General features: G+C 64.3%; 25 protein-coding genes and 6 tRNA genes. 13 read left to right on the top strand and 18 right to left on the bottom strand.

Translation table 11 applies throughout. The features are described from left to right. Window positions 1-93: 93 nt before the first annotated feature. Window positions 94-178, bottom strand: a tRNA-Leu gene (locus ICJ04_RS14410). 200 nt (window positions 179-378) lie between these two features. On the opposite strand from ICJ04_RS14410, the gene ICJ04_RS14415 reads away from it, so the two are divergent. Continuing rightward, window positions 379-1,605 (top strand): GAF domain-containing sensor histidine kinase, encoded by a 1,227-nt coding sequence (locus ICJ04_RS14415; RefSeq protein ID WP_188324888.1) that lies wholly within the window; start codon window positions 379-381, stop codon window positions 1,603-1,605. A gap of 60 nt (window positions 1,606-1,665) precedes the next feature. Here ICJ04_RS14415 and ICJ04_RS14420 read toward each other — a convergent pair. The 3 genes from ICJ04_RS14420 to ICJ04_RS14430 all read right to left on the bottom strand — a co-directional run bounded on the left by ICJ04_RS14420 (window position 1,666) and on the right by ICJ04_RS14430 (window position 2,079). After that, window positions 1,666-1,741, bottom strand: a tRNA-Lys gene (locus tag ICJ04_RS14420). A gap of 102 nt (window positions 1,742-1,843) precedes the next feature. Next, a tRNA-Lys gene (locus ICJ04_RS14425) sits at window positions 1,844-1,919 on the bottom strand. An 83-nt stretch (window positions 1,920-2,002) separates the two neighbouring features. Next, window positions 2,003-2,079, bottom strand: a tRNA-His gene (locus tag ICJ04_RS14430). Between the two features lie 458 nt (window positions 2,080-2,537). Here ICJ04_RS14430 and ICJ04_RS14435 point away from each other — a divergent pair. Further along, the gene (locus tag ICJ04_RS14435) at window positions 2,538-2,960 is read left to right on the top strand and encodes a hypothetical protein (RefSeq protein WP_188324889.1); all 423 of its coding nucleotides are present in this window, start codon (window positions 2,538-2,540) and stop codon (window positions 2,958-2,960) included. Here ICJ04_RS14435 and ICJ04_RS14440 read toward each other — a convergent pair. Beyond that, the gene (locus ICJ04_RS14440; RefSeq protein ID WP_188324890.1) at window positions 2,957-3,229 is read right to left on the bottom strand and encodes a hypothetical protein; all 273 of its coding nucleotides are present in this window, start codon (window positions 3,227-3,229) and stop codon (window positions 2,957-2,959) included. The two genes, ICJ04_RS14435 and ICJ04_RS14440, sit on opposite strands and share 4 nt — an antisense overlap. Here ICJ04_RS14440 and ICJ04_RS14445 point away from each other — a divergent pair. Further along, a complete protein-coding gene (locus tag ICJ04_RS14445) occupies window positions 3,218-4,039 on the top strand; it encodes a LexA family transcriptional regulator (RefSeq protein ID WP_188324891.1) in 822 nt (273 codons plus the stop codon). The genes ICJ04_RS14440 and ICJ04_RS14445 overlap by 12 nt on opposite strands. A 28-nt stretch (window positions 4,040-4,067) precedes the next feature. Here the strand turns inward: ICJ04_RS14445 and ICJ04_RS14450 are convergent, their stop codons facing one another. Beyond that, entirely contained in the window at window positions 4,068-4,430 is a 363-nt protein-coding gene (locus tag ICJ04_RS14450) for a helix-turn-helix domain-containing protein (protein WP_188324892.1), read from the bottom strand. Between the two features lie 345 nt (window positions 4,431-4,775). On the opposite strand from ICJ04_RS14450, the gene ICJ04_RS14455 reads away from it, so the two are divergent. Continuing rightward, on the top strand, window positions 4,776-5,243 hold the full coding sequence (locus ICJ04_RS14455; protein WP_223202907.1) for a GNAT family N-acetyltransferase: 468 nt from the start codon (window positions 4,776-4,778) through the stop codon (window positions 5,241-5,243). Here ICJ04_RS14455 and ICJ04_RS14460 read toward each other — a convergent pair. The 3 genes from ICJ04_RS14460 to ICJ04_RS14470 all read right to left on the bottom strand — a co-directional run bounded on the left by ICJ04_RS14460 (window position 5,230) and on the right by ICJ04_RS14470 (window position 7,095). Then, window positions 5,230-5,670, bottom strand: a complete 441-nt coding sequence (locus tag ICJ04_RS14460; protein ID WP_188324893.1) for a hypothetical protein — start codon at window positions 5,668-5,670, stop codon at window positions 5,230-5,232. The genes ICJ04_RS14455 and ICJ04_RS14460 overlap by 14 nt on opposite strands. A gap of 291 nt (window positions 5,671-5,961) precedes the next feature. Beyond that, the gene (locus tag ICJ04_RS14465; protein WP_188324894.1) at window positions 5,962-6,534 is read right to left on the bottom strand and encodes a hypothetical protein; all 573 of its coding nucleotides are present in this window, start codon (window positions 6,532-6,534) and stop codon (window positions 5,962-5,964) included. Window positions 6,535-6,582: 48 nt separating this feature from the next. Continuing rightward, a complete protein-coding gene (locus ICJ04_RS14470) occupies window positions 6,583-7,095 on the bottom strand; it encodes a hypothetical protein (RefSeq protein ID WP_188324895.1) in 513 nt (170 codons plus the stop codon). Between the two features lie 41 nt (window positions 7,096-7,136). On the opposite strand from ICJ04_RS14470, the gene ICJ04_RS14475 reads away from it, so the two are divergent. Genes ICJ04_RS14475 through ICJ04_RS14480 form a run of 3 tightly spaced genes read left to right on the top strand, consistent with a single transcriptional unit; the run spans window position 7,137 to window position 8,879 of the window. Then, complete coding sequence (locus ICJ04_RS14475) at window positions 7,137-7,457, top strand: hypothetical protein (protein ID WP_188324896.1); 321 nt, start codon at window positions 7,137-7,139, stop codon at window positions 7,455-7,457. Continuing rightward, on the top strand, window positions 7,454-7,657 hold the full coding sequence (locus ICJ04_RS18390) for a hypothetical protein (RefSeq protein WP_223202908.1): 204 nt from the start codon (window positions 7,454-7,456) through the stop codon (window positions 7,655-7,657). Before ICJ04_RS14475 ends, ICJ04_RS18390 begins: the two co-directional genes overlap by 4 nt. Before the next feature lie 37 nt (window positions 7,658-7,694). After that, window positions 7,695-8,879: an integrase gene (locus ICJ04_RS14480; RefSeq protein ID WP_223202909.1), complete on the top strand. Its 1,185-nt coding sequence runs from the start codon at window positions 7,695-7,697 to the stop codon at window positions 8,877-8,879. 8 nt (window positions 8,880-8,887) lie between these two features. Here ICJ04_RS14480 and ICJ04_RS14485 read toward each other — a convergent pair whose 3' ends face one another. The 4 genes from ICJ04_RS14485 to ICJ04_RS14500 form a co-directional block, all read right to left on the bottom strand. Further along, the gene (locus ICJ04_RS14485) at window positions 8,888-9,355 is read right to left on the bottom strand and encodes a hypothetical protein (RefSeq protein WP_188324897.1); all 468 of its coding nucleotides are present in this window, start codon (window positions 9,353-9,355) and stop codon (window positions 8,888-8,890) included. Between the two features lie 105 nt (window positions 9,356-9,460). After that, window positions 9,461-10,234, bottom strand: a complete 774-nt coding sequence (locus ICJ04_RS14490) for a hypothetical protein (RefSeq protein WP_188324898.1) — start codon at window positions 10,232-10,234, stop codon at window positions 9,461-9,463. 396 nt (window positions 10,235-10,630) lie between these two features. Continuing rightward, a tRNA-Arg gene (locus ICJ04_RS14495) sits at window positions 10,631-10,707 on the bottom strand. 41 nt (window positions 10,708-10,748) lie between these two features. Continuing rightward, window positions 10,749-10,825, bottom strand: a tRNA-Pro gene (locus tag ICJ04_RS14500). A gap of 203 nt (window positions 10,826-11,028) precedes the next feature. On the opposite strand from ICJ04_RS14500, the gene ICJ04_RS14505 reads away from it, so the two are divergent. Further along, window positions 11,029-11,799, top strand: a complete 771-nt coding sequence (locus ICJ04_RS14505) for a Bax inhibitor-1/YccA family protein (protein ID WP_188324899.1) — start codon at window positions 11,029-11,031, stop codon at window positions 11,797-11,799. A 664-nt stretch (window positions 11,800-12,463) separates the two neighbouring features. Here the strand turns inward: ICJ04_RS14505 and ICJ04_RS14510 are convergent. From ICJ04_RS14510 to grxC, 5 genes are all read right to left on the bottom strand, one after another. After that, a complete protein-coding gene (locus tag ICJ04_RS14510; protein WP_188324900.1) occupies window positions 12,464-13,378 on the bottom strand; it encodes a LysR family transcriptional regulator in 915 nt (304 codons plus the stop codon). A gap of 50 nt (window positions 13,379-13,428) precedes the next feature. Beyond that, window positions 13,429-14,148, bottom strand: a complete 720-nt coding sequence (locus tag ICJ04_RS14515; RefSeq protein WP_188324901.1) for an isochorismatase family protein — start codon at window positions 14,146-14,148, stop codon at window positions 13,429-13,431. 181 nt (window positions 14,149-14,329) lie between these two features. After that, window positions 14,330-15,334, bottom strand: a complete 1,005-nt coding sequence (locus ICJ04_RS14520; RefSeq protein WP_188324902.1) for an isocitrate dehydrogenase — start codon at window positions 15,332-15,334, stop codon at window positions 14,330-14,332. Window positions 15,335-15,606: 272 nt separating this feature from the next. Beyond that, window positions 15,607-15,996: a carboxymuconolactone decarboxylase family protein gene (locus ICJ04_RS14525; protein ID WP_188324903.1), complete on the bottom strand. Its 390-nt coding sequence runs from the start codon at window positions 15,994-15,996 to the stop codon at window positions 15,607-15,609. Beyond that, window positions 15,993-16,289 carry a glutaredoxin 3 gene (gene grxC / locus ICJ04_RS14530; protein WP_188324904.1) on the bottom strand — a complete coding sequence of 99 codons (297 nt, stop codon included), beginning with the start codon at window positions 16,287-16,289 and terminating at the stop codon, window positions 15,993-15,995. Before grxC ends, ICJ04_RS14525 begins: the two co-directional genes overlap by 4 nt. A 141-nt stretch (window positions 16,290-16,430) precedes the next feature. Here grxC and ICJ04_RS14535 point away from each other — a divergent pair, with 141 nt between their 5' ends. The 5 genes from ICJ04_RS14535 (at window position 16,431) to ppx (ending at window position 24,035) form a co-directional block, all read left to right on the top strand. Beyond that, window positions 16,431-18,074, top strand: a complete 1,644-nt coding sequence (locus tag ICJ04_RS14535; RefSeq protein WP_188324905.1) for a M48 family metalloprotease — start codon at window positions 16,431-16,433, stop codon at window positions 18,072-18,074. Between the two features lie 182 nt (window positions 18,075-18,256). Beyond that, window positions 18,257-18,946, top strand: a complete 690-nt coding sequence (gene phoB, locus ICJ04_RS14540; RefSeq protein WP_188324906.1) for a phosphate regulon transcriptional regulator PhoB — start codon at window positions 18,257-18,259, stop codon at window positions 18,944-18,946. Between the two features lie 72 nt (window positions 18,947-19,018). Further along, on the top strand, window positions 19,019-20,347 hold the full coding sequence (phoR, locus tag ICJ04_RS14545) for a phosphate regulon sensor histidine kinase PhoR (RefSeq protein WP_188324907.1): 1,329 nt from the start codon (window positions 19,019-19,021) through the stop codon (window positions 20,345-20,347). A gap of 4 nt (window positions 20,348-20,351) precedes the next feature. Next, a complete protein-coding gene (gene ppk1, locus ICJ04_RS14550; protein WP_188324908.1) occupies window positions 20,352-22,439 on the top strand; it encodes a polyphosphate kinase 1 in 2,088 nt (695 codons plus the stop codon). Between the two features lie 72 nt (window positions 22,440-22,511). Next, window positions 22,512-24,035: an exopolyphosphatase gene (gene ppx, locus ICJ04_RS14555; RefSeq protein ID WP_188324909.1), complete on the top strand. Its 1,524-nt coding sequence runs from the start codon at window positions 22,512-22,514 to the stop codon at window positions 24,033-24,035. Window positions 24,036-24,064 lie beyond the last annotated feature (29 nt).

Consider the following 24,064-nt stretch of genomic DNA (forward strand, 5'->3'; position numbering starts at 1 on the left):
GATATCGGGCGGCACTGCCAGCGGGGGCCAGTCAGGGAGGCGGCCAGCCCTGACAGGCGCCGCGCCGGCCCCCGTGCGGGGCCAGCAGTACGGTGGTGCGAAAGGGGGGACTCGAACCCCCACGCCTTGCGGCACTGGAACCTAAATCCAGGGCGTCTACCAATTCCGCCACTTTCGCAATGTCCAGCCGGATATTGTCGCAGCCCGAGGGCCTTCTTGGGTAGAGCCTGTGCGGGCCCGGCTTTCCGCGACACGCCGGGGCCGGCACACCGGCGCCGTGCACGGCATGCTCTAGAATGGGCCCGTAGTCGCAGACCACATCCCGCCACCCCCACTTCTCCGTAGCCCTACCTGCCCGCCGAGGAGGCGAGCGTTCCCATGCAGCAGCTGGACGCATCATCGCTGGGCGAGGACATCCTCAAGGACATTGCGCAGATCGGCGCGATCGCCGCCGTGCCCCGCATCCTTGAAACCGTGGCGCATATCACCGGTTCGCGCTTCGCGGCCGTGGCCCGCGTCACCGACAGCAAGTGGATCGCCTGCGCGACGTACGACACGCTCGGTTTCGGCCTGGACGTCGGCGGGCAGCTGGTGCTGGAAACGACGATCTGCAACGAGATCCGCCAAGTGCCGCAGCCGGTGATCTTCGGGCACGCGAGCGCACATCCGCGTTTTTCCACGCACCACACCCCGCGCATGTACGGGCTGGAAAGCTACGTCTCGGTGCCTATCTACCGGCCGGACGGCAGCTTCTTCGGCACCTTGTGCGCCATCGACTCGGTGCCCGCCACCTTCGATGAGGCGCATGTGGTCCGGTCGCTGGAACTGTTCGCAGAGATGATCGGCAATTACCTGCACAACGAGCTGAAACTGCAGCAGGCCGTTGCCGATCTGTCCGCTGCGCAGGACATCGCCGGGCTGCGCGACCAGTTCATCGCCGTGCTCGGCCACGACCTGCGCAGCCCCCTGCAGGCGGCCAGTGTCGCCACCGAGCTGCTGGAGCTGGAACCCTTGTCCGAGCGCGCGCAACGGTTTCTCGCACGCATTCGCGGCAGCCTTGGGCGCATCGATGGTTTGGTGAACGACGTGCTGGATTTTGCCCGCGGCCGACTGGGCGGCGGCATTCCGGTCACGCTGTCGTCCAACGCCGATCTCGTCGCGCAGCTGATGCAGGTGGTGCAGGAAGTCGCAGCCGCCACCGGGCGTACCGACATCCAGACGAACATCGTGCTCGGCGGTCCGCTGCTGTGCGATGCCAACCGCCTGGCGCAACTACTGGCCAACCTGCTGACCAATGCGGCCCTGCACGGCGCCGCCGACGAACCCATCACGCTGAGCATCGATGCGGATGATGAGGAGTTCGTTCTGCAGGTTCACAACGGCGGGGTGATCGCCGCGGACAAGGTGGACAAGCTGTTTACCCCGTTCTCGCGAGAGATCGGGACGGAGCCGCGCCCCGGCCTTGGCCTGGGGCTGTACATCGCCGCAGAGATCGCCAAGGCGCACGGCGGAACGCTTTCGGTGAAGTCCGATGCCGAGCACGGCACCCGATTCACGTTCCAGATGCCGGCGCTGGCGCACGAGACGCTTGCCCTCCCCGCCTGACGACGGCCACTGAACGCCGCGCAAGAAAAAAGCCACCAGGATGACCTGGTGGCTTTCGTCTGGTGGGCCGTCAAGGATTCGAACCTTGGACCTATTGATTAAGAGTCAACTGCTCTACCAACTGAGCTAACGGCCCGAAAATCGGGAGGCGAATTATGACGTATTCGCTACACGGCCTGCAAGTACTAATTTCGGTAGCCAAGAAAAAAGCCACCAAGCGAACTTGGTGGCTTCTGTCTGGTGGGCCGTCAAGGATTCGAACCTTGGACCTATTGATTAAGAGTCAACTGCTCTACCAACTGAGCTAACGGCCCGAAAAACTAGACGGATACTTTACCTTGCATCCCGTCTTACTGCAACGATCGACCTGCTTTCGGCAGGGACGATCCTGTAACAGTGGGGTGGCTGAGGGGATTCGAACCCCCGACCACCGGAATCACAATCCGGAACTCTAACCAACTGAGCTACAGCCACCACTGAAACGTTTGATCCGGTTGCGCTGATGCGTGCCACCGGACCAGAAACTCTGCTGCAGACTGTGCCCGAAAGCGACGAGTGCTGAAGCAAGTCCGCTATTTTTACGAAGTCGCCGGGGAATTGCAAGCTTTTCTTGATGGCAATTTACGCGTGCGCATCCCCGGTTGCAGGACGACCTCCAGGCGGCGTCAACCACGCCCACCGGCACTTGTCGCCATCCGCCCTTGGCTGCCGGTCATCGCCGGGCATCGACTGCGTTGACGCGCTTGTCCATGTCCCCGCCCGCCCGGCTACACGATCAAGGGCTCCCAAGGCTTCGCATCTCTTCCCCGCGCGTGCCCCGCCGGTGCTGTCAGCAGCAGAAATGACGTTCTAGCGTCTTGGCACCGTACATGGCTGGAGCATCGCCGTGGACCGTGTCAGCGTGGAACTTCCATGATCTGACTTAGCCACGCATGAACACGTTCCGTCCAATCCGCATTCGATCGCAGCACGCCCCTCCCCTGCCCCTGACTTCACGCTTCGACGCGCCTGCCCGGCGGTCACGGTCCGACCTGACGGAGGGCTTCCATGCAGCGGCCGCAGGCTGGTGGCTGACCCGCATGCTGATGCAATCGCGGGAACTGGACGGGCTGATATCCGACCTTCGCATCCAGCAGCGAATGCTCACCCTCGACAGATCCCGACCGCCACTGCGTCCTCCCTGCTGGCTTGAAGCCTCGCTGTCGCCGCGACTGATGCGGAGCGAATACGACGCGTTGATCCAGACACTGAGTGCCCGGCGCGCCGAGCTGGGGCGCACTTACCTGCCGCTGATGAACGCCTTGGCAAACGGCGGGCCGGTGCCGTCTGCGGTGACATCGATCATCGTCGCCTAGCGATTCGGCGTCGCGTGAGAAATGACGGCGAGCGAACGCGGCAGCAGCGACAGCGGCACATCGAGTGTCGTAGTCGCCACGGTGATGCCCTGCTGCTGCGCCAGAAAGACCAGTGCCGTGCCGACTTCGAACGAGACGGTTTTCTGGGTTCCGCGCTTGATGCGATGGATCGTCGACTGTGATGTGCCGCACGCGGCGGCGATGCGAGCCTCGCTCCACAAGGCGTTGCCTAACGCAACGGCGGCGTGGCGGGGGGAATGAATAACCATCAGGGGATGCTATTCGTTGGGGAATATCATTTTCAATACATAAACGAACTATCTCAATTACAGGGCCATCGAAACAATTCATATATGCATAAAGTGGCCATCAACCTTCGCCAACTGATGAAGGCCCACGGACTGAGCGAAAACGCCCTTGCGCGCCACGTGGAGGTGCCGCAACCCACCGTCCACCGCGTGCTGGCAGGAGGGGTTGCCGACCCACGGGACAAGACGCTGCGACCGCTGGCCACCTGGTTCGGCGTGTCCGTTGAACAGCTGCGCACCGATCTGCCGGAGATGGAAATCCCAAGCAAGGATGGTGGGCTGTATCGCATCCGGCCGGCCAAAGCCGCGCTGATGCTGCGCGACCGCGAACCGGATGTCGCGGTGATTGAAGTGGTCGGACGCGTCACAACCGAGGGCAATCGGCCTGCGGTGGAGCTGGCCGCTACGGGCAGGCATCACCCCTATCCTGCCGACTGGTTCACCCAGCAGAACGCCGCGCCGGTGAATGTGCGCGTGCTGTCGATATCCGGCGCAGCGATGACGCCGACGCTGTTCGAAGGCGATCAGATCGCGGTCAACCTGGCGGATACGCGCATCCATGACGGGCGCGTGCATCTGCTGATCAGCGGCGGCGGCGAACCGGAGCTGATGGTCCGGCGCCTGTTCAAGACCCCGGACGGCAAGGTGCGTGTGGTGTGCGACAACCCGGATGCGTCGCGCTATCCAGATGACCTGCTGGATGCGGAGGACTTGGAGAAAGTGGTGATCGTTGGACGCGTGATCGATCGCCGGGGCGCGGGCGGTCTGTGAGTGCATGGCCACTCCGGTGCCGTCGCGATCATGGCAATTGCTGCGGAGTGTGTGACCCCTTCGCGGCGTTGCGAGGTGCGCACAGGTGCCCGCCGCAGCAACCAGACGTGGGCACCTGCAGGCCCAGGTGGTGGGCTGTCATGACCAGTGCAGCACCGACTTCGTAGGTCACGGTCGCCTGCACGCCGCACTTGAAACGGTGCACGGTGGATTGCGAGCAGCCACAGGCGTGCGCAATGCGCGCTTCGGACCAGCGCGCGTGACTGAGCGCCAAGGTGGCGCACCGGGGACAGGACAGCAGCATCTGCGGCGTCGGCGCGATGCCGGCCTCGCGCGCTGCGACGTCCATCAACGTGGACACGCGATCAAACGCATCGATCTTCGCTGGCATGATGACCTCGCATGGCATGAAGCCACCTGTACCGAGGCACGAGGTGGCGGGCGATGCGGGTTGCAGTACCGGCAAGAATGACCGAACAAACCGGCGGATCGAGAGACATCCCCGCGCATCGCCCGCCATGGAACTGGCAGGGTGATGCATTCTCCGCCGTGCCCGAGGGCGACAACAGAGCTTGATCGGCCATTCTGAAATCAGGACTGCAATCCCGGCTGATCGTTGCGGATCAGCACCGTTATCGTGGCAGTGGCGGCTCAGCGGCATCCATCAGGGAAGTTGCAAAGCGACAATGCGTCATTCGCTATGCTTGGCTGCTTGCAACAGGGAGTGGTGATTTCAATGACTGACGGAATGGGCGCTGTTCGACTGGCAACGGCGCACGATGTGGACGCGATCTTCGACGTGAGAGTGGGCGTGCGCGAGAACATACTGACGCGTGCCGAGCTTACCGAGCGGGGCATCACCCGCGACGCGGTGCTCGCGATGATCGGAGAAGCTTCCTGCGTGTGGGTGGTCGAGGTCGACAGCGAGGTCGTCGGCTTTTCCATGGCGGACGCCGAGGACGCCTGCGTGTTCGCCGCGTTCGTGCGCCCCGATCAGGAGGGACGCGGACTAGGCAGCGTGTTGATGGCCGCCGCGGAAGCGTTCCTGTTCCAGCATCACGAGCGTATCTGGCTGGAGACCGCCTACGCGAGCCGAGCGCGGGAATTCTATGAAAGACGCGGCTGGGTCCAGGTTGCAGAACTGGCCGACGGTGACGTGCGGATGGAGAAAGTGCTGCCGGGACGTGCCATCAGTCCAGGTTGAGCCTGGAGAGGGTGGCATCGGCGGGGATGATGTCGACTCTGCGCATGCAGCCGAAATCAAGGCCCTGAAACCAGAAGCCAATGACGGCATCGCCTACGTGCACGACGAACGTGTTCCATTCCAGCTCACTTCTGCCGTGGCTGCGGTTGATCACCAGCAGCTTCGGGTAACGCGCGCGGACTGATGCGAACGGAACGCAGCTGCCTGAAAGACGGAAGGAGATCGGTTCCGGGCGACCGTTCCGGTCCAACACGGGCACGATCGCTTCGGCAAACAGCGACGGTCCAATGTCAGCGGGCACGATACGCGCGCTGTCTGCGAGCGTGCGATCGGCCTGCTGCGGACGATCATCTTCACGATCAGGCATCGTCTCGGCGAGCCGCTCTACAAGGGCGAAGGCCCGGGGCGGCCAGGTGGCAACCATCATGCAGTCGGGCGGCGCCCGCCCTTGGTGCTTGGGCACGACGAAGCACGGATATCCGAGGCACCCCCTCTATGTCCGCAGTGATCAGCAGCTGGTGGAGTGGCAGCCCAATGGTTGAGCGCATGCGCAACGTCATCAGCTCCACTCCCTCAGGCAGGCAGTACAGCTGCCTCCTCCCCTGCGGGCACACCGTCACCTGCACCGCCGTCCCCGTCAGCGGCTCCCGCTTCTCTCAGCGCGCGCTGTTCACCGCTGCTTGCGACCAGTGCTCAACTCGGATTCACCGCTATGGCATCACGTCAGCAAACTGACAGACCAGGACTGGCGACTAAGCCTTTTGAACTCGACTGCGCGACGGCCTGCGGCCGTCCATATCTCAAGGAGGGCCGCTTCTATGGCGTCTGCAACCCTATCGAGTTCGTCCAGATCATGGAGGGGCAAGTAATGCCTCTGCATCTCCTTATTGAGAAGCTCTCTTGCGTCAACGTCCTCTTCGACTTCTACAACCGAGTCTATTTCACGAGCGTGCGGCTTGGCATGAGCGTGCGCGTCACGCGCCTCCATAAGCCGCTGAACATCGGACCACGGGCTGGCGCCGAAATCGGCCTTCAGACCGACTTTTCTCGCAATGGCCTTGATCTTGTCCTTAACTGTGCTCCGATCCTTCCACTCAGCGCCGAGAATCGCCGGGCCGAGGGTTTGACAGAACGCCTCAACCGAGAAGGCAGTCATCACCACTGCCGCCGTAGTCGTGTGCGCGCTGCCGGGCAAGTACTCACGGGCTACGGCGCGAACAGATCGTGCTGCATGCGCCATCTCCTGCCAGGCCTCGTAGTTGTACTGCCCCTTGACGCGCAGCCTCTTCACCCCCGGCTTTCCCACATCGATTTCCTGACTAAGCGAGTGTGGTCAATCCTACGCGCGCACTCGTTTGCTCGCCATTGCTGTTCTCAGGGTCTCCAACTCATTCAATACTTCGGCCAAGCCGCGGTTGCTGGCCAGCGCGCGCGCATGCCGGCTCTGCCCGTGCTCGCCCGCATCCAGCCACGCCGCCGCATGCGTCCGCAGGGTGACGTTCGCCGCCTCCAGCACCACATGGTGCCGGGCGTTCCGCTGCAGCTCGACCAGCTTCGGACCGAATACGCCTAGGAGCGATGCTGCCGGATCCTTCAGCAGCTGCTCGGCGTCGCCCTCTATGCGCGCGCCGTGGTGCACCTGCTTGGCCAGCATGTCGAGCAAGTCCGCCAGCTCCCGGTCCCCGCCCGGAGACGGCGCCCGGATAAATCGTCGCTGATGGTGCGTGACGCGGCGCTTATCCAGCAGCCGATCCTGCACGTGAGCGCTGGTCCGCAACAGGCCGGCGAGACCTACAGCAGTGCCGTGCAGTTCCGCATGCGTCGAGTTCGTGAAGTTATTCGTCCGTCCCATCGGGCTCTCTTTTCTCCCTCGCTTTCCAATCGAGGTGCCCAATGACCCAGTGCAAGATCGACCATCCCGAGGGCCTGTCGCCCTGCGCCGCTGGTCACAGCGCGCGGCACATCCATGACGGCCGCAGCTCCAGCGCTGGTGGCGGCCACTTCGTTGAGTGCCGGTGCACGAAGACGGCCAAGCACGCGGCTCCAGACGCGGCGCTGCCCAGCTGGCGTCAGATGAATCGCCCGGTGCGCAGCACGCGCAAGGCTGTGGCGCACGTCGAGCCTGACAACGTTCTGCAGTTCAAGCTCACCATCGCCGAGCCGGCCACGAAGCGCACCCGTGTCCGCGCCAGCGCTCAAGGAGGCCGACCGTGATCGGAGAGGTTCTCCAGTTCCGCGACCTGCAGGAGCTTTGTCGGCCCGGCAAACGGCCGCGGCACGCCACCGTGGAGCGCTGGGCCAGGCAGCGAAAGATCCGAGTGCAGTACGACGGCCAAGGCGGCGTCTGGACCACCACTGCAGCGCTCAACGAGGCACTGGGCCTTACCTCCCCAGCTTTCGAGAACGAGAGCTAGCCCGCTTCGCTGATCTGAAAGGACGCACTGCCGCACCATGGCTAGACCACGCAAGGCCGCACCCAACCTGCCCTCGCACATCGACCACACCCAGCTGCCGGCGGGAATCTATTGGGATCCCACCGGTCGTGGCAAGCGGTACGTCCGCGTGACGCATGAAGAAGGCTACGGTTCCAGAATCAAGACGGTCGCCGGGCCGACAGCGGGCATGTCAGGCCTGCACGCGATCATGGAAGCACGCCGAGGCGAAGCCCAGCGCGGAACAGTGGCCTTTGTCATCGACCGGCATGCCGAAAGCCTGGCGTTTGCCCAACTCAAACCGTCGACGCAGCAGGGCTACAAGGACTATGCCCGCGCCATCAAGGCGTACCCGCTCAAGAACAACACAACGCTGGGCGAGGCCACCGTGGACAGACTGACGCCTGGGTTCATTCGCCGGCTGATTGACGTTATCGCTCAGGGAAGGCCAGGCGCAAAGCCGGGCGCCCCGGCCATCCCCGGTCACCCCACGAAGGCCAACCACTTGCTGCGCCTTCTGCGGCGCGTGTTCGGCTGGGCACGGGAGCATGACCACGCCAGCACCAACCCGGCCACCGGCATCAAGCAGGTCAAAGAGAAGGGTGATCACCGCATGCCAGCGATCGACGTGTTCCGCAAGGTCCAAGCATATGCGAAGGAGTGCAGCGCGCGCGGACCTCGCGCTAGGGTCGCAGTGCCGGCGTACCTGTGGGCAGCAATGGAACTGGCGTATCAGGCGCGCCTACGCGGCATTGAGGTGCTGACGCTGACGGACGCTCACGTCGACGGCGAGGTTTCGCGCACGAACCGCCGGAAGGGCAGCCGAGACAATCTGGTGCGGAAGGGTGTCGAAACCGAGGAAGCTATCGACATGCTGCGGGCGCGTCGGGCGGCTATTTGGGGGCGAAACGGGGGAGTGATTCCGATCCGGGCCGAGGACCGCTATCTGTTCGTCAGCGAGGGCGGTGAGCGGTTGACCGAGGATGGTTGGCAGACCGCATGGGGGCGCATGATGCGCAATGCGGTGAAGGATGGAATTCTGAGCCAGGACGACCGCTTCGGCCTACACAGTCTGAAACATCGCGGAGTGACCGACACCAAGGGCGACAAGAAGGAAGCCAGCGGGCACAAGACGGACGCCATGATGCACGTCTACGAGCACTCGCTCCCTACAGTCGCTGAGTCTGGCTCCAACGACCGGTAACCCTGCCGTCAGTACTCTGGGCGATTTAGACGGTCCCCAAGATAATAAAGACCGAGACCCGTCGCAAAAACCAACTGCCAGAAAAGGCAAAGCAAGCCAAAAATAAACACCCACTTGCCATAAGACGCTAGCGAACCAAGAACGCTAAATAACCCCTGCGCAGTTAGACCCGCAAAAACGCAAAGTATTAGCAGAGCAAAGCTTTCCCAGCACAAGAAAGCAAACAAGTAGGCAAGAAACCGACGACGGGTCAGTTCTATTTTGTTTTCATGACCGCCGATGTCAACGTTCAAAGTTGGCGACGGCGAAGGCATCACAGTGTCAATGTCAGGTCGATTAAAGGTGGCGATTGCCGCGAGAGCTGCGATGTAAAATCCCGGCAAAACGGAAAAAACAATGATCAGCCTATCCAACAATCCCGACGTACCGGCGATCATACCAGGGCGCCCCAGCACCCATAACAGGAGGCTGGTCACGGCCGAAAAAAATCCTGGATAGAACCAGTCGAATACCCACTTCGACTGGTGCTTGATCTTGAGATAGGCGAGCGGCGAGAATATTAAAGAAAACACACCAAGACCTCACACCAGTTTTCGCATCAATCCAATGATAACCGGGTTAATTTGCGCAAACGCGGTAGGCAAATTACCAAGACCGGTCAACCTTTCTTTTCTAACATACAAGCCAGTAGACAAGAGCCCGTAGTTCTTAGACATCACGCTCACGGTGCGATTCACATCTGAATCAGTCTTAAATTTGATTCTGGCAAACTCGTAATCATTCGCCTTACCGGGAAGCACCGAATCCAAGAGAGCCTTTGCCTTTCCCAGAATTTTATTCGGATTGGGCTTGAGGATCACAGAGGCGCGATCTTCAATAATTTTGTCAGCCGCATCCCAGCTCGCTCCCTTCTTTTTCTGGGTGTACAACTCAACCTGTTGGAGCTCACCGCTTTTCAGATCCTTGATAAATTCAGAAGAAGGGTGACCTAGCAGTTCAATGCTTGGATACGCCTTCACCTTCAAAAAGTTTCCTGCGGCGTCCTTCTTTCCAACGGGGTCATCCACCCAGAAATCCTTGAACAACTTGCTGTAAGCACGAAACATTTTGTTCAAGAACACGACAACTTTGGATGCAGGAACGCCCGTCGCGGACTCAAGCAGGAAGGGGCATGGCGCGGAGTTTTTAGCGTTGCCATACTGCCAAACGATGTGGGCGGTGTGTTCAAGCCCTTCGTCGCCAACCTTGTTCTCAACCCGCCTAGCGCCCTTTAGCCAATCTGTGAACGTGGGGTCTGCCGCCTCGGGATCAGCAAAGCCAATCAGCATCTCGCAGCGGCTTGCACTGACTGTCATATCGGCAATGTAGAAGACCTGCTTTTTCGAATTAACGACGTAAGCTTTTTTGCATTGAAGAACTTAAGGACAGTCTGCGCCAGCTTTTCGTGCGGAAACGGCGCCAGTCCCTTGTAGCTTCTGCTCTTCGTCTCCGTCACAACATCAAAGAAGAAGACGTCCCGCTCATCCTTCTGCATCGCACTACCCCTGTCCCTAGATCATCTCGCACGATTTTCGCACAGGGCGAGACGGATATGAACAAAACGTAACTTCGTTATCGCGACCATTCCTTTGCAGCCTGCCGTCAGCTGGTCGTCGTCGCGCAAAGGATGGTCGGCAACCGCGTATTTCCGGAGCAATTTCCGGAGGGCGGGAGCGATGAACAAAAAAATAGCCTTAACCCATTGATTTCAATGGTGCGCCCGACAGGAATCGAACCTGTAACCGCCGGCTTAGAAGGCCGGTGCTCTATCCAGTTGAGCTACGGGCGCCCGAACCGGTTAACCAAACCGCTCTATCGAGGGCGATGGGTTGGTCGGGGTAGAGGGATTCGAACCCCCGACATCCTGCTCCCAAAGCAGGCGCGCTACCAGACTGCGCTATACCCCGGCGATGCATCCTGCCTGGGGCCGGGCCCACGAGCAGACGGGGATTGTGAACAACCGTGCGTTGTTCTGTCAAACAGAACGGTCGGTTCAGCCCCTTATCTGCAAGGCGCCGGGGCCCCTCAACGCCGTGGGCGCAGCGTGTCCGTTATGATCGTGCGCAGCGGCCGGATGGCCCCCTACCCCCTTCACGCACGGAGAACGCACATGCGCAGCGGCAACCCGGCTCTTTCCGAGTCCACCTTCCTCGACCTTGGCAGCGGCACCGTTTCGGCGCGCGGCGATCAGGTGATGACCCTCAATGGCACGGTCAACAAGACCGGCGTGCTGCTGCTGCTGACCGTGCTGACCGCGTCGTTTGCGTGGAGCCAGGCGCTGGTCACCAGCGGCGAGATGGCCGGCACGCTGTCGTCGGCGGGCATGGGCTACGCCATCGGCGGCGCGGTCGGTGGCCTGATCCTGGCCTTGATCACCGTGTTCAAGAAGACCTGGGCGCCGGTGACCGCGCCGATGTATGCGCTGGTGGAGGGTCTGTTCCTGGGCGCCATCTCCGCCGTGTTCGAGCAGCGCTTCCCGGGCATCGTGTTCCAGGCTGTGCTGGCGACGTTCGGCACGCTGGTTGCGCTGCTGGTCGCGTATCGCAGTGGGCTGATCAAGGCCACCGAGAACTTCAAGCTGGGCGTGGTGGCCGCAACCGGCGGTATCGCGCTGCTGTATCTGGCGTCGATCGTGCTGGGCCTGTTCGGCATCAACGTGCCGGTGATTCATGAAGCCAGCGGCCTGGGCATCGCGTTCAGCGTGTTCGTGGTGATCGTGGCGGCGTTGAACCTGGTGCTGGATTTCGACTTCATTGAAAGCGGTGTTGAGCAGGGCGCACCGAAGTTCATGGAGTGGTACGGCGCGTTTGGCCTGATGGTGACGCTGGTGTGGCTGTACGTGGAATTCCTGCGCCTGCTGTCGAAGATCCAGCAGCGCTGATCGCGCGCGTTGGGTTCTGCGTGATGCTGCTTTTGTAACGCCGAGCTGTGCTCGGCGGAACGGCAAAGGCGCCGCGCCGTGCGCTCGCCGAGCGTGGCTCGGCGCTACCCGGCTTCGGGTGTTCGTGATGCTGCTTTTGTAGCGCCGAGCCGTGCTCGGCGGAAAGGCAGAGGCGCCGCGCTGCGCGCTCGCCGAGCGTGGCTCGGCGCTACCCGGCTTCGGGTGTTCGTGATGCTGCTTTTGTAGCGCCGAGCCGTGCTCGGCGGAAAGGCAGAGGCGCCGCGCTGCGCGCTCGCCGAGCGCGGCTCGGCGCTACCCGGCTTCGGGTGTTCGTGATGCTGCTTTTGTAGCGCCGAGCCGTGCTCGGCGGAAAGGCAGAGGCGCCGCGCTGCGCGCTCGCCGAGCGCGGCTCGGCGCTACCCGGTTTCGGGTGTTCGTGATGCTGCTTTTGTAACGCCGAGCCGTGCTCGGCGGAAAGGCAGAGGCGCCGCGCTGCGCGCTCGCCGAGCGCGGCTCGGCGCTACCCGGCTTCGGGTCTGCGTGATGCTGCTTTTGTAGCGCCGAGCCGTGCTCGGCGGAAAGGCAGAGGCGCCGCGCTGCGCGCTCGCCGAGAGTGGATCGGCGCTACCCGCCCATTCACCGTCAATGTCGACCTGCCCATTCGTCAACGGGCGTCGAGGGAGGCCTGCAGTGCGGCGTAGTGGGTCTGCAGGTGCTCTACCAGGACGCGCACTTTGGCGGCCATGGCGCGTGCATGGGGATACAGTGCGAAGTAGTGGCGGCGGCCGCCGTTCCAGGCGGGCAGGATGCGGATCAGCCGTCCGGCGCGCAGGTCTTCCTGCACGGTCAGGGCGGTGAGCAGGGTGATGCCCATACCCGCCAACGTGGCGGCATACAGGGCCGGGGTGGCATCCACGCACAGCCGTTGGCCGGGTTCAACCGTCAGCGACACGCCGCGCGGTCCGTGCAGGTGCCACGCCGCACGCGCCGCGGTCGGGCTGAACGCCAACAGGGCATGCTGGTGCAGTTCGGCAGCCTGCCGCGGCAGTCCGTGCCGTGCGATATACGCCGGTGCGGCGACCAGCACGAGATCGCACCGCGCCAGCTCGCGCGCCACCATTTGGCTGTCGGGCAGTTCGTGGGCAATGCGCAGGGCAAGATCGAAGCCACCGCCCACCACATCCACCAGTTGGTCATCGGCGCACAGGTCCAGCGCGACATCCGGATAGCGGGTGAGGAACGCGGGCAGCCAGTGCGGCAATTCCTGGCTGGCCACCACCTGGGGCACGCTGATGCGCAGGCGTCCACTGGGCTGTACCTGGCCGGCCCGCGCCCGATTGTCGGCAAGTTCCAGTCGATCAAGCAGCTCGACCGCCTCGGCGTAATACTGCCGGCCGGCCTCGGTCAACGAGAAACGGCGGCTGTTGCGATCCAGCAGGCGGGCCTGCAGGTGCTCTTCCAACTGCCGCAGCTGCCGTGACATCGCCGAATGGGTGGTGCCCAGGCGCTCGGCGGCGGAAGTGAAGCTGCCCGCTTCCACGATCGAACGCAGCGCGCGCAGGGCAGCGAAATGGTCCATCTCAGCCAAGCTCCGGCCAGCGCCCGCGTGCTGCGGGCGCGGCCAGCTTATCAGCGCGCGACGGCGCTGGCCTTGTTGACCAGACCGATGATGGCGTCGGTGGTCATGACGTCGCCATAGGTATCTTCCAGCGTGGCCAGACTGGCTGCGTGCAGGGTCTTGTGGTCCACCTTGGCGCCGGTGGCCAGCTCCAGGTCACGGGTGGCCGTGGCGTCGGACGACACGATCGCGCGGTAACCGCGCGGGGCGGCCGCGGCATCACGGGCAGCGCCAGACACACAGGCGTGGGTCATCAGGCCGGTGATGATCAGGGTGTCGATGCCGGCATCCTTCAGAGTCTTGTCCATTACCGCGGCCGAATGGCCGGCGAACACGCTGACGTTGTCCTTCTGCACGACCGTTTCGCCCGCGCGCGGCTGCATGTCGGGGTGGAACTGCACGGTCTTGCCGCCTTCAGCGAACAACGGCGCACCGGCCGGCAACACATGCTGTACGTGGATCACCCGGATGCCTTTGGCATCGGCGGCGTCGATCAGGCGGCGGGTGTTCTTCAGGGCAGTGGTGCCGTCCGGGATGACCATCCGGCCGCCCGGAAAATATTCGTTCTGGAAATCGATGACGATGATGGCCGTCTTGTCAGCCTGCAGGGCATCAATGGCGGTGGCACCGGCCATCTGGCGGATGGTGGGGTGGGCCGGCTCGGCGGCGGCGACCGGGGCGACGGCGGCCATGCCGATCAGGCTGGCCAAGCCGAGTGCTGCAATGTTCATGAGGGTGTACCTGGATGGGGAGGAAGTGCGGCCATGGTGACCCTGCGGCCACGCACCAACCAGCCCCTTGGACGCACCCCATCTGTGCGAGATGCGCACAGATGGGCGCCCTGCCCTGCAAACGCAGCGAGGCGCCCGAAGGCGCCCCGCTGATCCCGCTCGACCCGATGACGCAGACCGCTTACAGGCGGCTGGCGATGGCCTGGGCGAAGCCCATGGTGTTGCCGGTGCCGCCGAGGTCGCCGGTCAGCGAATCCTTGGCTTCCATCGTGGCGACGATGGCCTTGCGCAGGCGCTCGGCATTTTCGGGCTGGCCGATATGGTCGAGCATCTGAGCCGCTGCCAGCAGCAGGGCGCAGGGATTGGCCTTGCCCTGGCCGGCGATGTCCGGCGCGGTGCCGTGCACGGCTTCGAAGATCGCCGCGTTCTCACCGATGTTGGCGCCCGGGGCCAGGCCCAGGCCGCCGACCAGACCGGCGCACAGGTCGGAAATGATGTCGCCGAACAGGTTGGTGGTGACGATCACATCGAACTGTTCCGGACGCATCACCAACTGCATGCAGCAGTTGTCGACGATCATTTCCTGGAACTCGATGTCCGGGTACTTGGCCGCCACTTCGCGCGCCACGGCCAGGAACAGGCCCGAGGTCGACTTGATGATGTTGGCCTTGTGCACCGCGGTGACCTTCTTGCGGCCGGTCGCGCGGGCCAGCTCGAAGGCGTAGCGCACGATGCGCTCGGAGCCCTTGCGGGTAATGCGGGTGCCCGAGAACGCGGTCTCGCCATCGGCCGACACTTCCTGGCCTTCGGCCAGGTAGGCGCCTTCGGTGTTCTCGCGCACGGTCACCAGGTTGACGTTCTCGAAACGCGACTTGGTGTTCGGGAAGGTATGCGCCGGGCGGACGTTCGCGTACAGGTCGAAGTGGCGGCGCAGGCTGACATTGATCGAGGTGAAGCCACCACCGATCGGCGTGCTGAGCGGGCTCTTCAGGGCGATCTTGTTGCGCGCGATCGACTCCAGCGTGGACGCCGGCATCAGGTCGCCGTGCTTCTCCAGCGCGACCAGGCCTGCGTCGGCGTCTTCGTATTCCAGGCCGGCGTTGAGCTTGTCCAGGACGTACAGCGTAGCGTCCATGATCTCCGGGCCGATGCCATCGCCGCGGATGACCGTGATTTTCTGCGTCATTGATCGATATTCCGAACTGGGGGAAAAACGCCGTCCGGGGGTGCCCGGTGCACCGGCGCAGGTAAGTTTCACCCGCAATTATGCCTCAGCCGGGTCGAAGGCCCCAAATAGACCAAAGTGTGAGCTGCCCCGGGTAGCGCCGATCCGTGATCGGCGAGCGCAGCGGAAAGCCGCCGAGCATGGCTCGGCGCTACCGGATCGAACGGAATGACGCGGCCTTGGTAGCGCCGATCCGTGATCGGCGAGCGCAGCGGAAAGCCGCCGAGCGTGGCTCAGTGCTCGTGCGCGGCGGGGGCGTCGGCGCCGGCTTCCAGCTGGTCCAGGAAGTCCACCGCGCGGCGCAGGTGCGGGATCACGATCGATCCACCCACCACCAGGCCCACCGAGAAGGTCTCGAAAAACTCTTCGCGACTGACACCGGCTTCCTTGCACTGGGCGACGTGGTAGCTGATGCAGTCATCGCATCGCAGCACCATCGAGGCCACCAGACCCAGCAGCTCCTTGGTCTTCACATCCAATGCGCCGGCCTGGTAGGTCTGCGTGTCCAGCGCGAAGAAGCGGCGCACCACCTGGTTGGGTTCGGCCAGGATGCGCTCGTTCATCTTCTTGCGGTAGGCGGTGAACTCGGCCAGCTTGTCCGCGCTGTCGTCGGCCGTGCTCATGCCTGCGCCTGCCCGGCCAGCAGCGGTTCCAGCTTGCCTGCACGGTGCAGGGCCATCATGTCGTCGTAGCCGCCCACGTGGACGTCGCCGACGAAGATCTGCGGCACGCTGGTGCGGCGGGTCTTGGCCATCATCTTCTCGCGCTCGACTGAATCGAGGTCGATGCGCACCTCGGTCCACTGCGCGCCCTTGCTCTTGAGGAAGTTCTTGGCGGCCACGCAGTACGGGCACACGGCGGTGGAATAAATGGTGATGGTGGGCGCGCCACCGGTAGGCTGTTCAACTTGGCTCACGGGAAACTCCACGACGGTTCGACTGTCTGTATATGGTAGCGGCCTGATGGAAAATCCACGCCACGGCCGCAACACTGTGGATTAACGATAGGTTTCCCCCCGGCCTGCCACGCTGTGGGACGCTGCCCGAGGACTGACCGCTTGCGACTGTTGCTGCTTTCCGCCGCCCTGACCCTCGCGCTGGCCGTGCCGCTGGCCCAGGCCCAGGAATCGCTGCCCGACATCGGCTCGTCGGCGGGTGAACTGCTGACCCCTGCACGGCAGGCCGAGTACGGCGGAATGATGCTGCGGGAGCTGCGCAACTACGGCTACCTGCTGGACGACCCGCTGGTCACCGAGTGGCTGCAGACCATGGGCACCCGGCTGGGCTCCAACAGCGCGCAGCCGCGGCAGTCCTACACGTTCTTCATGATGAAAGACCGGCAGATCAATGCCTTCGCCACGTTGGGCGGCTATATCGGGGTCAACGCGGGGCTGGTGCTGACCGCCGAGCGCGAGGATGAAGTGGCGGCCGTGCTGTCCCACGAAATCGCTCATGTGACCCAGCAGCACGTGCTGCGCGGTGTTGAACGGGCCCAGCGCGACCAGATCCCGATCCTGCTGGGCATGTTGGCCGCCGTGGTGGCCGCGCAGCAGGCCGGCGGCAATTCGGCCGGCAACGCAACCATGGCCAGTATCGCCTCGGGCATGGGCCTGATGCAGCAGCGGCAGATCGACTACACGCGCTCCAATGAATCCGAAGCTGATCGCCTGGGCATCCGCACCCTGGCCCGCAGTGGCTACGACGTGGATGCGATGGCCGGCTTCTTCGAGCGCATGAGCGCTTCGATGCGCGGCAACGACGGCGGCTACACCGTGCCGGACTTCCTGCGCACCCACCCGGTCAACACCACCCGCATCAGCGAGGCCAAGCTGCGCGCCGAGCAGATGAAGAAGGACACGGTGGTGCTGACCACCGAAGTCCCCGGTGGCGTGCGCCAGGAACGGGTGAATCCCAGCGACCCGGGGCTGTCTGATCCGATCTCGCGCCGGCAGAACCTGCTGCTGCCGCCAGGCATGCAGGTAGCGGTCGGCTCGCTCAGCCGCGGTGCCAGCGGCCAGTTCGACTGGGCCCGCGAGCGCCTGCGGGTGCTCAGTGCGCCCACGCCTTCCGAGCTGACGCGGGAGTACGAATCGCTGTCACGCAGCCAGAAAGGCGGCCTGACCCCGGCGCAGCGGTATGGGCAGGCGCTGGCCCAGCTGACCACCGGGACCGGTGGGGCGGCCGGCGCAGCGCGCGCCCTGGCTGAGCTGCACGATGCCGACCCGGCCAATCTGTGGGTGAGCCTGGCGCTGGGCGAAGCCGAATCGCGCTCGGGGCACCCGGCCCAGGCCAACGAGCGGTTCGAACAGTTGCTGCGGCAGCATCCGGGCAGCCGTCCGGTCGCCCTGACCTTCGCGCAGATCCTCAATGAACAGGGCGGCCAGGTCGCGGGCCAGCGTGCACAGGCGATGCTGCGGCCGCTGCTGTCACAAAGCGGCAACGATCCGGTCTTCCAGCAGCGTTTCGCGCGGGCCAGTGAATTGGCGGGCGATGGCCACCGGGCCAGTGAGGCGTATGCGGAGGCGGCCTATCTCAATGGCCGTCCGGAGCAGGCGCTGATGCAACTGCAGGCACTGAAGCGACAGCCGGAGCTGGACTATGTCAGCCGGGCGCGGGTGGATGCGCGTATCGAGACGATCACCCCCACGGTGCTGGAGATGCGGCGGCAGGGGGTGAATGACCCGGAGCTGGAACGGCGCTGAGTAGGTGGATTGGGGCGGAGATTGGGGCGGGGATTTGGGTAGCCGACTGAAGTCGGCTCTACCGTTCGGCTCTACCTCGCAGGGGGTTTTGTATGACATCTGCGCGCCGTGGGTCACAAACCTGTCATCAAATCGTAGTCTACTGACGTCATTCCCGATCTGATGAGCATTACGGTGGCCTTGTGCAGAAACGCATCCTGATCGTCGACGACGAACCCGCGATCCGCGAAATGGTCGCCTTTGCGCTGCGCAAAGGGGATTACGAGCCGATCCATGCGGGCGATGCCCGCGAAGCACAGACGGCCATTGCCGACCGTGTGCCGGACCTGATCCTGCTGGACTGGATGCTACCCGGCACCAGCGGCCTGGACCTTGCCCGCCGCTGGCGCAAAGAAGCGCTGACCCGCGAAGTACCGATCATCATGCTGACCGCGCGCGGTGAGGAAAATGATCGGGTGGGTGGGCTGGAAGCCGGCGTCGATGACTATGTGGTCAAGCCGTTCTCCGCGCGCGAGCTGCTGGCGCGTATCCGGGCCGTGATGCGCCGGGCCCGCGACGATGACGAAGACGGCAGCGTGGCGGTCGGGGTGATCCGTATCGACGGCGCCGCGCACCGCGTGTTCGCCAACGACCAGCCGGTGCCGATCGGCCCGACCGAATACCGCCTGCTGCACTTCTTCATGACCCACCCTGAGCGCGTGTATACCCGCACCCAGCTGCTGGACCATGTGTGGGGCGGCAGCGTGTATGTGGAGGAGCGCACCATCGACGTGCACATCCGCCGCCTGCGCAAGACGCTGGAACCGTTCAACGCGGAGAACATGGTGCAGACCGTGCGCGGCGCCGGTTATCGTTTTTCCACCTCTACCTGATCGCCTGTCGCGCCACCCCGCTACAGTGCGGGGCTGGGCGACCTTCTTCATTCACTTTCACTGGTACCTGCAATGCCGCGTCACATCCGTTCTGCCTGGTTGAAGACCCTGGCCACCCTGGCCACGGTGCTGGTGTTGGCCGGCGTGGTGGGTGCGTTGCTGGGCGATGTCTGGATGGGGCTCGCCGTGGCGGCGATCGGCGCACTGGGCTGGCATTACTGGCGTCTGCGCCGGGTGCTGGGCCGGTTGACCGCGCGCCAGCGCTGGGAGATCGCCGAGGGTGCCGGCGTTTGGAACGAGCTGGACCGCGTGGTATCGCGCAACCAGCACGAAATGCGCGTGCGCAAGCGCCGCCTGCTGGACATGCTGCGCAGCTACCGCGCCGCCGCCGCCGCCCTGCCCGACGCGGTGGTGGTGCTGGACCGCAACAGCCAGCGCGTGCAGTGGTTCAACGAAGCCGCCACCACGCTGCTCGGCCTGCACCATCCCGGCGATCTGGGCCAGGCGCTGGTGCAGCGCCTGCAACCGATGCCGCTGGCACATTGGCTGGCCGGCGGCCGCAATGCCGAACCCATTCTGGACGTCGCTTCGCCGGTCGATCCGGCGATCCGCCTCAACCTGCGCCTGATTCCGTATTCGTCCGACCACTGGCTGCTGATTGCCCGCGATGTCAGCAAGCTGCTGCGGCTGGAACAGGTGCGCCGTGACTTCGTGGCCAACGTGTCGCACGAGCTGCGCACCCCCCTGACCGTGGTGCACGGTTACCTGGACATGATGGACCCGGAGGATTTCCCGGGCACCGGGCCGATGCTGGAAGAAATGCGCAAGCAGAGCCAGCGCATGGCCCAACTGGTGGAAGACCTGCTGACCCTGTCACGGCTGGAATCGCAGGAAACCGGCGAGGCCGAGACCGTGGCCATGCTGCCGATGCTGGCCACCCTGCGGCGCGAAGCCGAAGCGCACAGCCAGGGCCGGCACAAGATCACCGTGGAAGACCTGGCTGGCGTGGACCTGAGCGGATCCATCAAGGAACTGCACAGTGCGTTCTCCAACCTGGTCACCAATGCCGTGCGCTACACCCCTGTGGACGGCCAGGTGCGGGTGACCTTCAGCCGCGAAGGCGACGGGGTGATGCTGGCGGTGCGTGACACCGGCTACGGCATCCCGGCCAACCACCTGCCGCGCCTGACCGAGCGGTTCTACCGCGTGTCCAGCAGCCGTTCGCGCGAAAGCGGCGGCACCGGCCTGGGCCTGTCCATCGTCAAGCACATCCTCGGCCTGCACCACGCCCGCCTGGAAATCCAAAGCGAGGTCGGCAAGGGCTCGACGTTTTCCTGCCATTTCGACGCCGAGCACGTACGCGTGCGTGAGACGGCTCCCCATCACCACGCCGAAGATTGACATCATGAGCAGCCTTGGATCCCTCCCCGTTCCCCTGAATCCGGAAGCCGATCCACTGCGGGATCCGGCGCTTTACATCAACCGTGAGCTGTCCCAGCTGGACTTCAACTTCCGCGTGCTGGCGCAGGCGCTGGACGCCCAGGTGCCGCTGCTGGAGCGTCTGCGCTTCATGTGCATTTCCTGCACGAACCTGGACGAATTCTTCGAGATCCGTGCTGCCGCCGTGCGCCACGCCCAGGAGTTCGGCCTGCCGCCGGCGCCGGACGGCATGAGCCCGCAGGCGATTCTCAACGCCATCCATGACCGCGCCGCCGAGCTGGTGGACCAGCAGTACCGTTGCTGGAACGACGTGCTGCGCCCTGCCCTGCAGGACGCCGGCATCGGCGTGCTGGGCCGCCACTCGTGGACGCACCGGCAGAAACGCTGGCTGCGCGCCTATTTCCGCAACGAGATCATGCCGGTGCTGTCGCCGCTCGGCCTGGATCCGGTGCATCCGTTCCCGAAGATCCTCAACAAGTCGCTGAACATCGTGGTGGTGCTCAAGGGCGTGGATGCGTTCGGCCGCAGTGGCCACCTGGCCATCGTGCGCGCTCCGCGCTCGCTGCCGCGCATCATCCAGCTGCCGGAGCGGCTGGGCGGTGGGCAGAACTTCGTGTTCCTGTCCTCGATGCTGTCGGCGTTCGTCGATGAGCTGTTCCCGGGGATGGAGGTCGAGGGCGCGTACCAGTTCCGCGTCACCCGCAATTCCGAGCTGGTGGTGGACGAAGAAGAAGTGGAGAACCTGGCACTGGCACTGCGCGATGAGCTGGTGGACCGCGGCTACCGGCCGGCGGTGCGCCTGGAGATCGCCCAGGACACGCCACGTGACATCGTGCGCACCCTGCTGCAGAACTTCGGCCTGACCGAGAACGCGGTCTATTACATCGATGGCCCGGTCAACCTCAACCGCGTCATCCAGTTGTATGACGTGCTGGCACGCCCGGACCTGAAGTACCCGCCGATGTCCCCGCGCACCACGCGCGAAGGGGACGGCATCTTCGAAACCGTGGCCCGCCAGGATGTGCTGCTGCACCACCCGTTCGACTCGTTCGGCACGGTGCTGGACCTGATCAAGCAGGCCGCGGTGGATCCGAACGTCCTGGCGATCAAGCAGACGCTGTACCGCACCGGCAAGGACTCGCTGATCGTGGAGGCGCTGATCCAGGCCGCGCACAACGGCAAGGACGTCACCGTGGTGGTGGAACTGCGTGCGCGCTTCGACGAAGAGGCCAACCTGGGCCTGGCCGATCGCCTGCAGGAAGCCGGCGTGCAGGTGGTGTACGGCGTGGTCGGCTTCAAGACCCACGCCAAGATGCTGCTGATCGTGCGTCGCGAAGGCCGCAAGCTGCGCCGCTACGTACATCTGGGCACCGGCAATTATCACAGTGGCACCGCACGCGCCTACACCGACATCAGCCTGATCACCGCCGATGCGGACATCGGCAATGACGTGCACCTGCTGTTCCAGCAGCTGTCCGGACTGGCCTCCAAGGCCAAGCTGAAGCACCTGCTGCAGTCTCCCTTCACCCTGCATACCGGCGTGCTCAAGCGCATCGAACGCGAGACCGCCATCGCCAAGGCCGGCCATCCCGCGCGCATCATCGCCAAGATGAATGCCCTCAACGAACCGCAGGTGGTGCGTGCGCTGTATGCCGCCTCGCAGGCGGGCGTGCAGATCGACCTGATCATCCGCGGTGCGTGCACGTTGCGGCCGGGCGTCCCGGGGGTGTCCGACACCATCCGCGTGCGCTCGATCGTCGGCCGTTTCCTGGAACACAGCCGGGTGTACTGGTTCGGCAACGACGGCGCGCCGGAACTGTATTGCGCCAGTGCGGACTGGCTGGAACGCAACCTGCTGCGGCGGGTGGAAACCGGCTTCCCGATCCTGGATCCGGCGCTGGCCCGCCGCGTGTACCGCGAGGTGCTGCAGAACTACCTGGATGACAACCTCAATGCCTGGGAACTACAGGCCGACGGGCGCTACGTGAAACTGGCACCGGCGCACGATGAGGCACCGCATTCGGCACAGATGGGGCTGATGCAGGGGCTTTGACGGCCGCTGCAGTGCAATGACGTGAAGGCGGTGCGGTGACGAGCAGCACCCGCCTTCGGCTACTATCTGCGCATGCCGCATACCACGACTTCCCCCGCGCTCAACGATGGTGACCTGCTGGCCGCCATCGACCTTGGCTCCAACAGTTTCCACATGGTCATCGCCCGTTACACGCTGGGGCAACTGCGTGTAGTGGATCGCCTGCGCGAGACCGTGCGCATGGCCGATGGCCTGGACGGAAAGGGCGGACTGTCCAGCGAGGCGCGCCAGCGCGCGCTGGAATGCCTGGCCCGTTTCGGCCAGCGCATCCGCGATGTACCACCGCACCGCGTGCGTGCACTGGCCACCAACACCGTGCGCCAACTGCGCTCGCCGCAGGCGTTCCTGATGCCGGCCGAGACCGCGCTGGGCCATTCCATCGAGGTGGTCAGCGGTCGCGAAGAAGCGCGCCTGATCTACCTGGGCGTGGCCCACGCACAGCCGCCGAAAGAAGGCCAGCGCCGCCTGGTGATCGACATCGGCGGCGGCTCCACCGAGTTCATCATCGGATCGGGCATGCAGACCCTGGAGCGCGAAAGCCTGCAGGCGGGCTGCATTGCCAGTACGCGGCGTTTCTTCCCCGGTGGCAAGCTCAGCCGCAAGCGCTGGAAAGACGCGCTGGCCGAGATCGGCCGGGAGTTCCAGCCCTTTGCCAGCAAGTACCGGGCGCTGGGCTGGGACGAGGCACTGGGATCGTCGGGTACGCACAAGGCGATCAGTGAAATCTGCGCGACGATGAAACTGAGCAAGGGCGCGATCACGGCCGAGGCCCTGCCGCAGTTGCGCGACGAACTGCTGAAGGCGAAGAAGATCGAGGACATCGTGCTGCCCGGACTGGGTGGCGATCGTCGGCCGATCATTGCCGGTGGCGTGCTGGTGCTGGAGGCGGCGTTCCAGGCCCTGGGCCTGCAGAAGCTGCTGGTCAGCAAGGCGGCGATGCGCGAAGGCATTCTGTACGACATCGTCGGCCGCGCCGGCGAGAACGATCCGCGCGATGTGTCGATCGACGCATTGACCGTGCGCTATGACATCGACGTCGCGCAGGCGGACCGCGTACAGGCCACGGCGTTGGCGTTGTTCGACCAGGTGCAGGACACCTGGAAGCTGGAAGCGGATGACGCACGCATGCTGTCCTGGGCGGCACGCCTGCACGAGATGGGCCTGATGATCGCGCACAGCGGTTACCACACCCACGGCAGCTATCTGCTGGAAAACTCGGATATCGCCGGGTTCTCGCGCCAGGAGCAGCACATGCTGGCGGCGCTGGTGCGCACGCATCGGCGCAATGTGCCCAAGAGTGCCTTCGAGGCACTGCCCGAGCGCCTGGTGGTGCCGGCGCGCCGGCTGGCCGCCCTGCTGCGGCTGGCGGTGCTGGTCAACCGCGCGCATGAGTCCACGCCGTTGCCGGCGCTGGAGCTCACCGCAGAAGAAGATCGGCTGTCGCTGATCGTCCCGCAGGCCTTCATTGATCCGCGGCCCCTGCTGCGCGCCGACCTGATCGGCGAAGTCGACGGCATGGCCGGACTGGGTATCCAGTTCAAGCCGTTCGTGGCCTGAGCAAGGTCGGCGGACTCTCCCGCCAACGG

Source organism: Stenotrophomonas sp. 169 (assembly GCF_014621775.1).
Lineage (GTDB): Bacteria > Pseudomonadota > Gammaproteobacteria > Xanthomonadales > Xanthomonadaceae > Stenotrophomonas.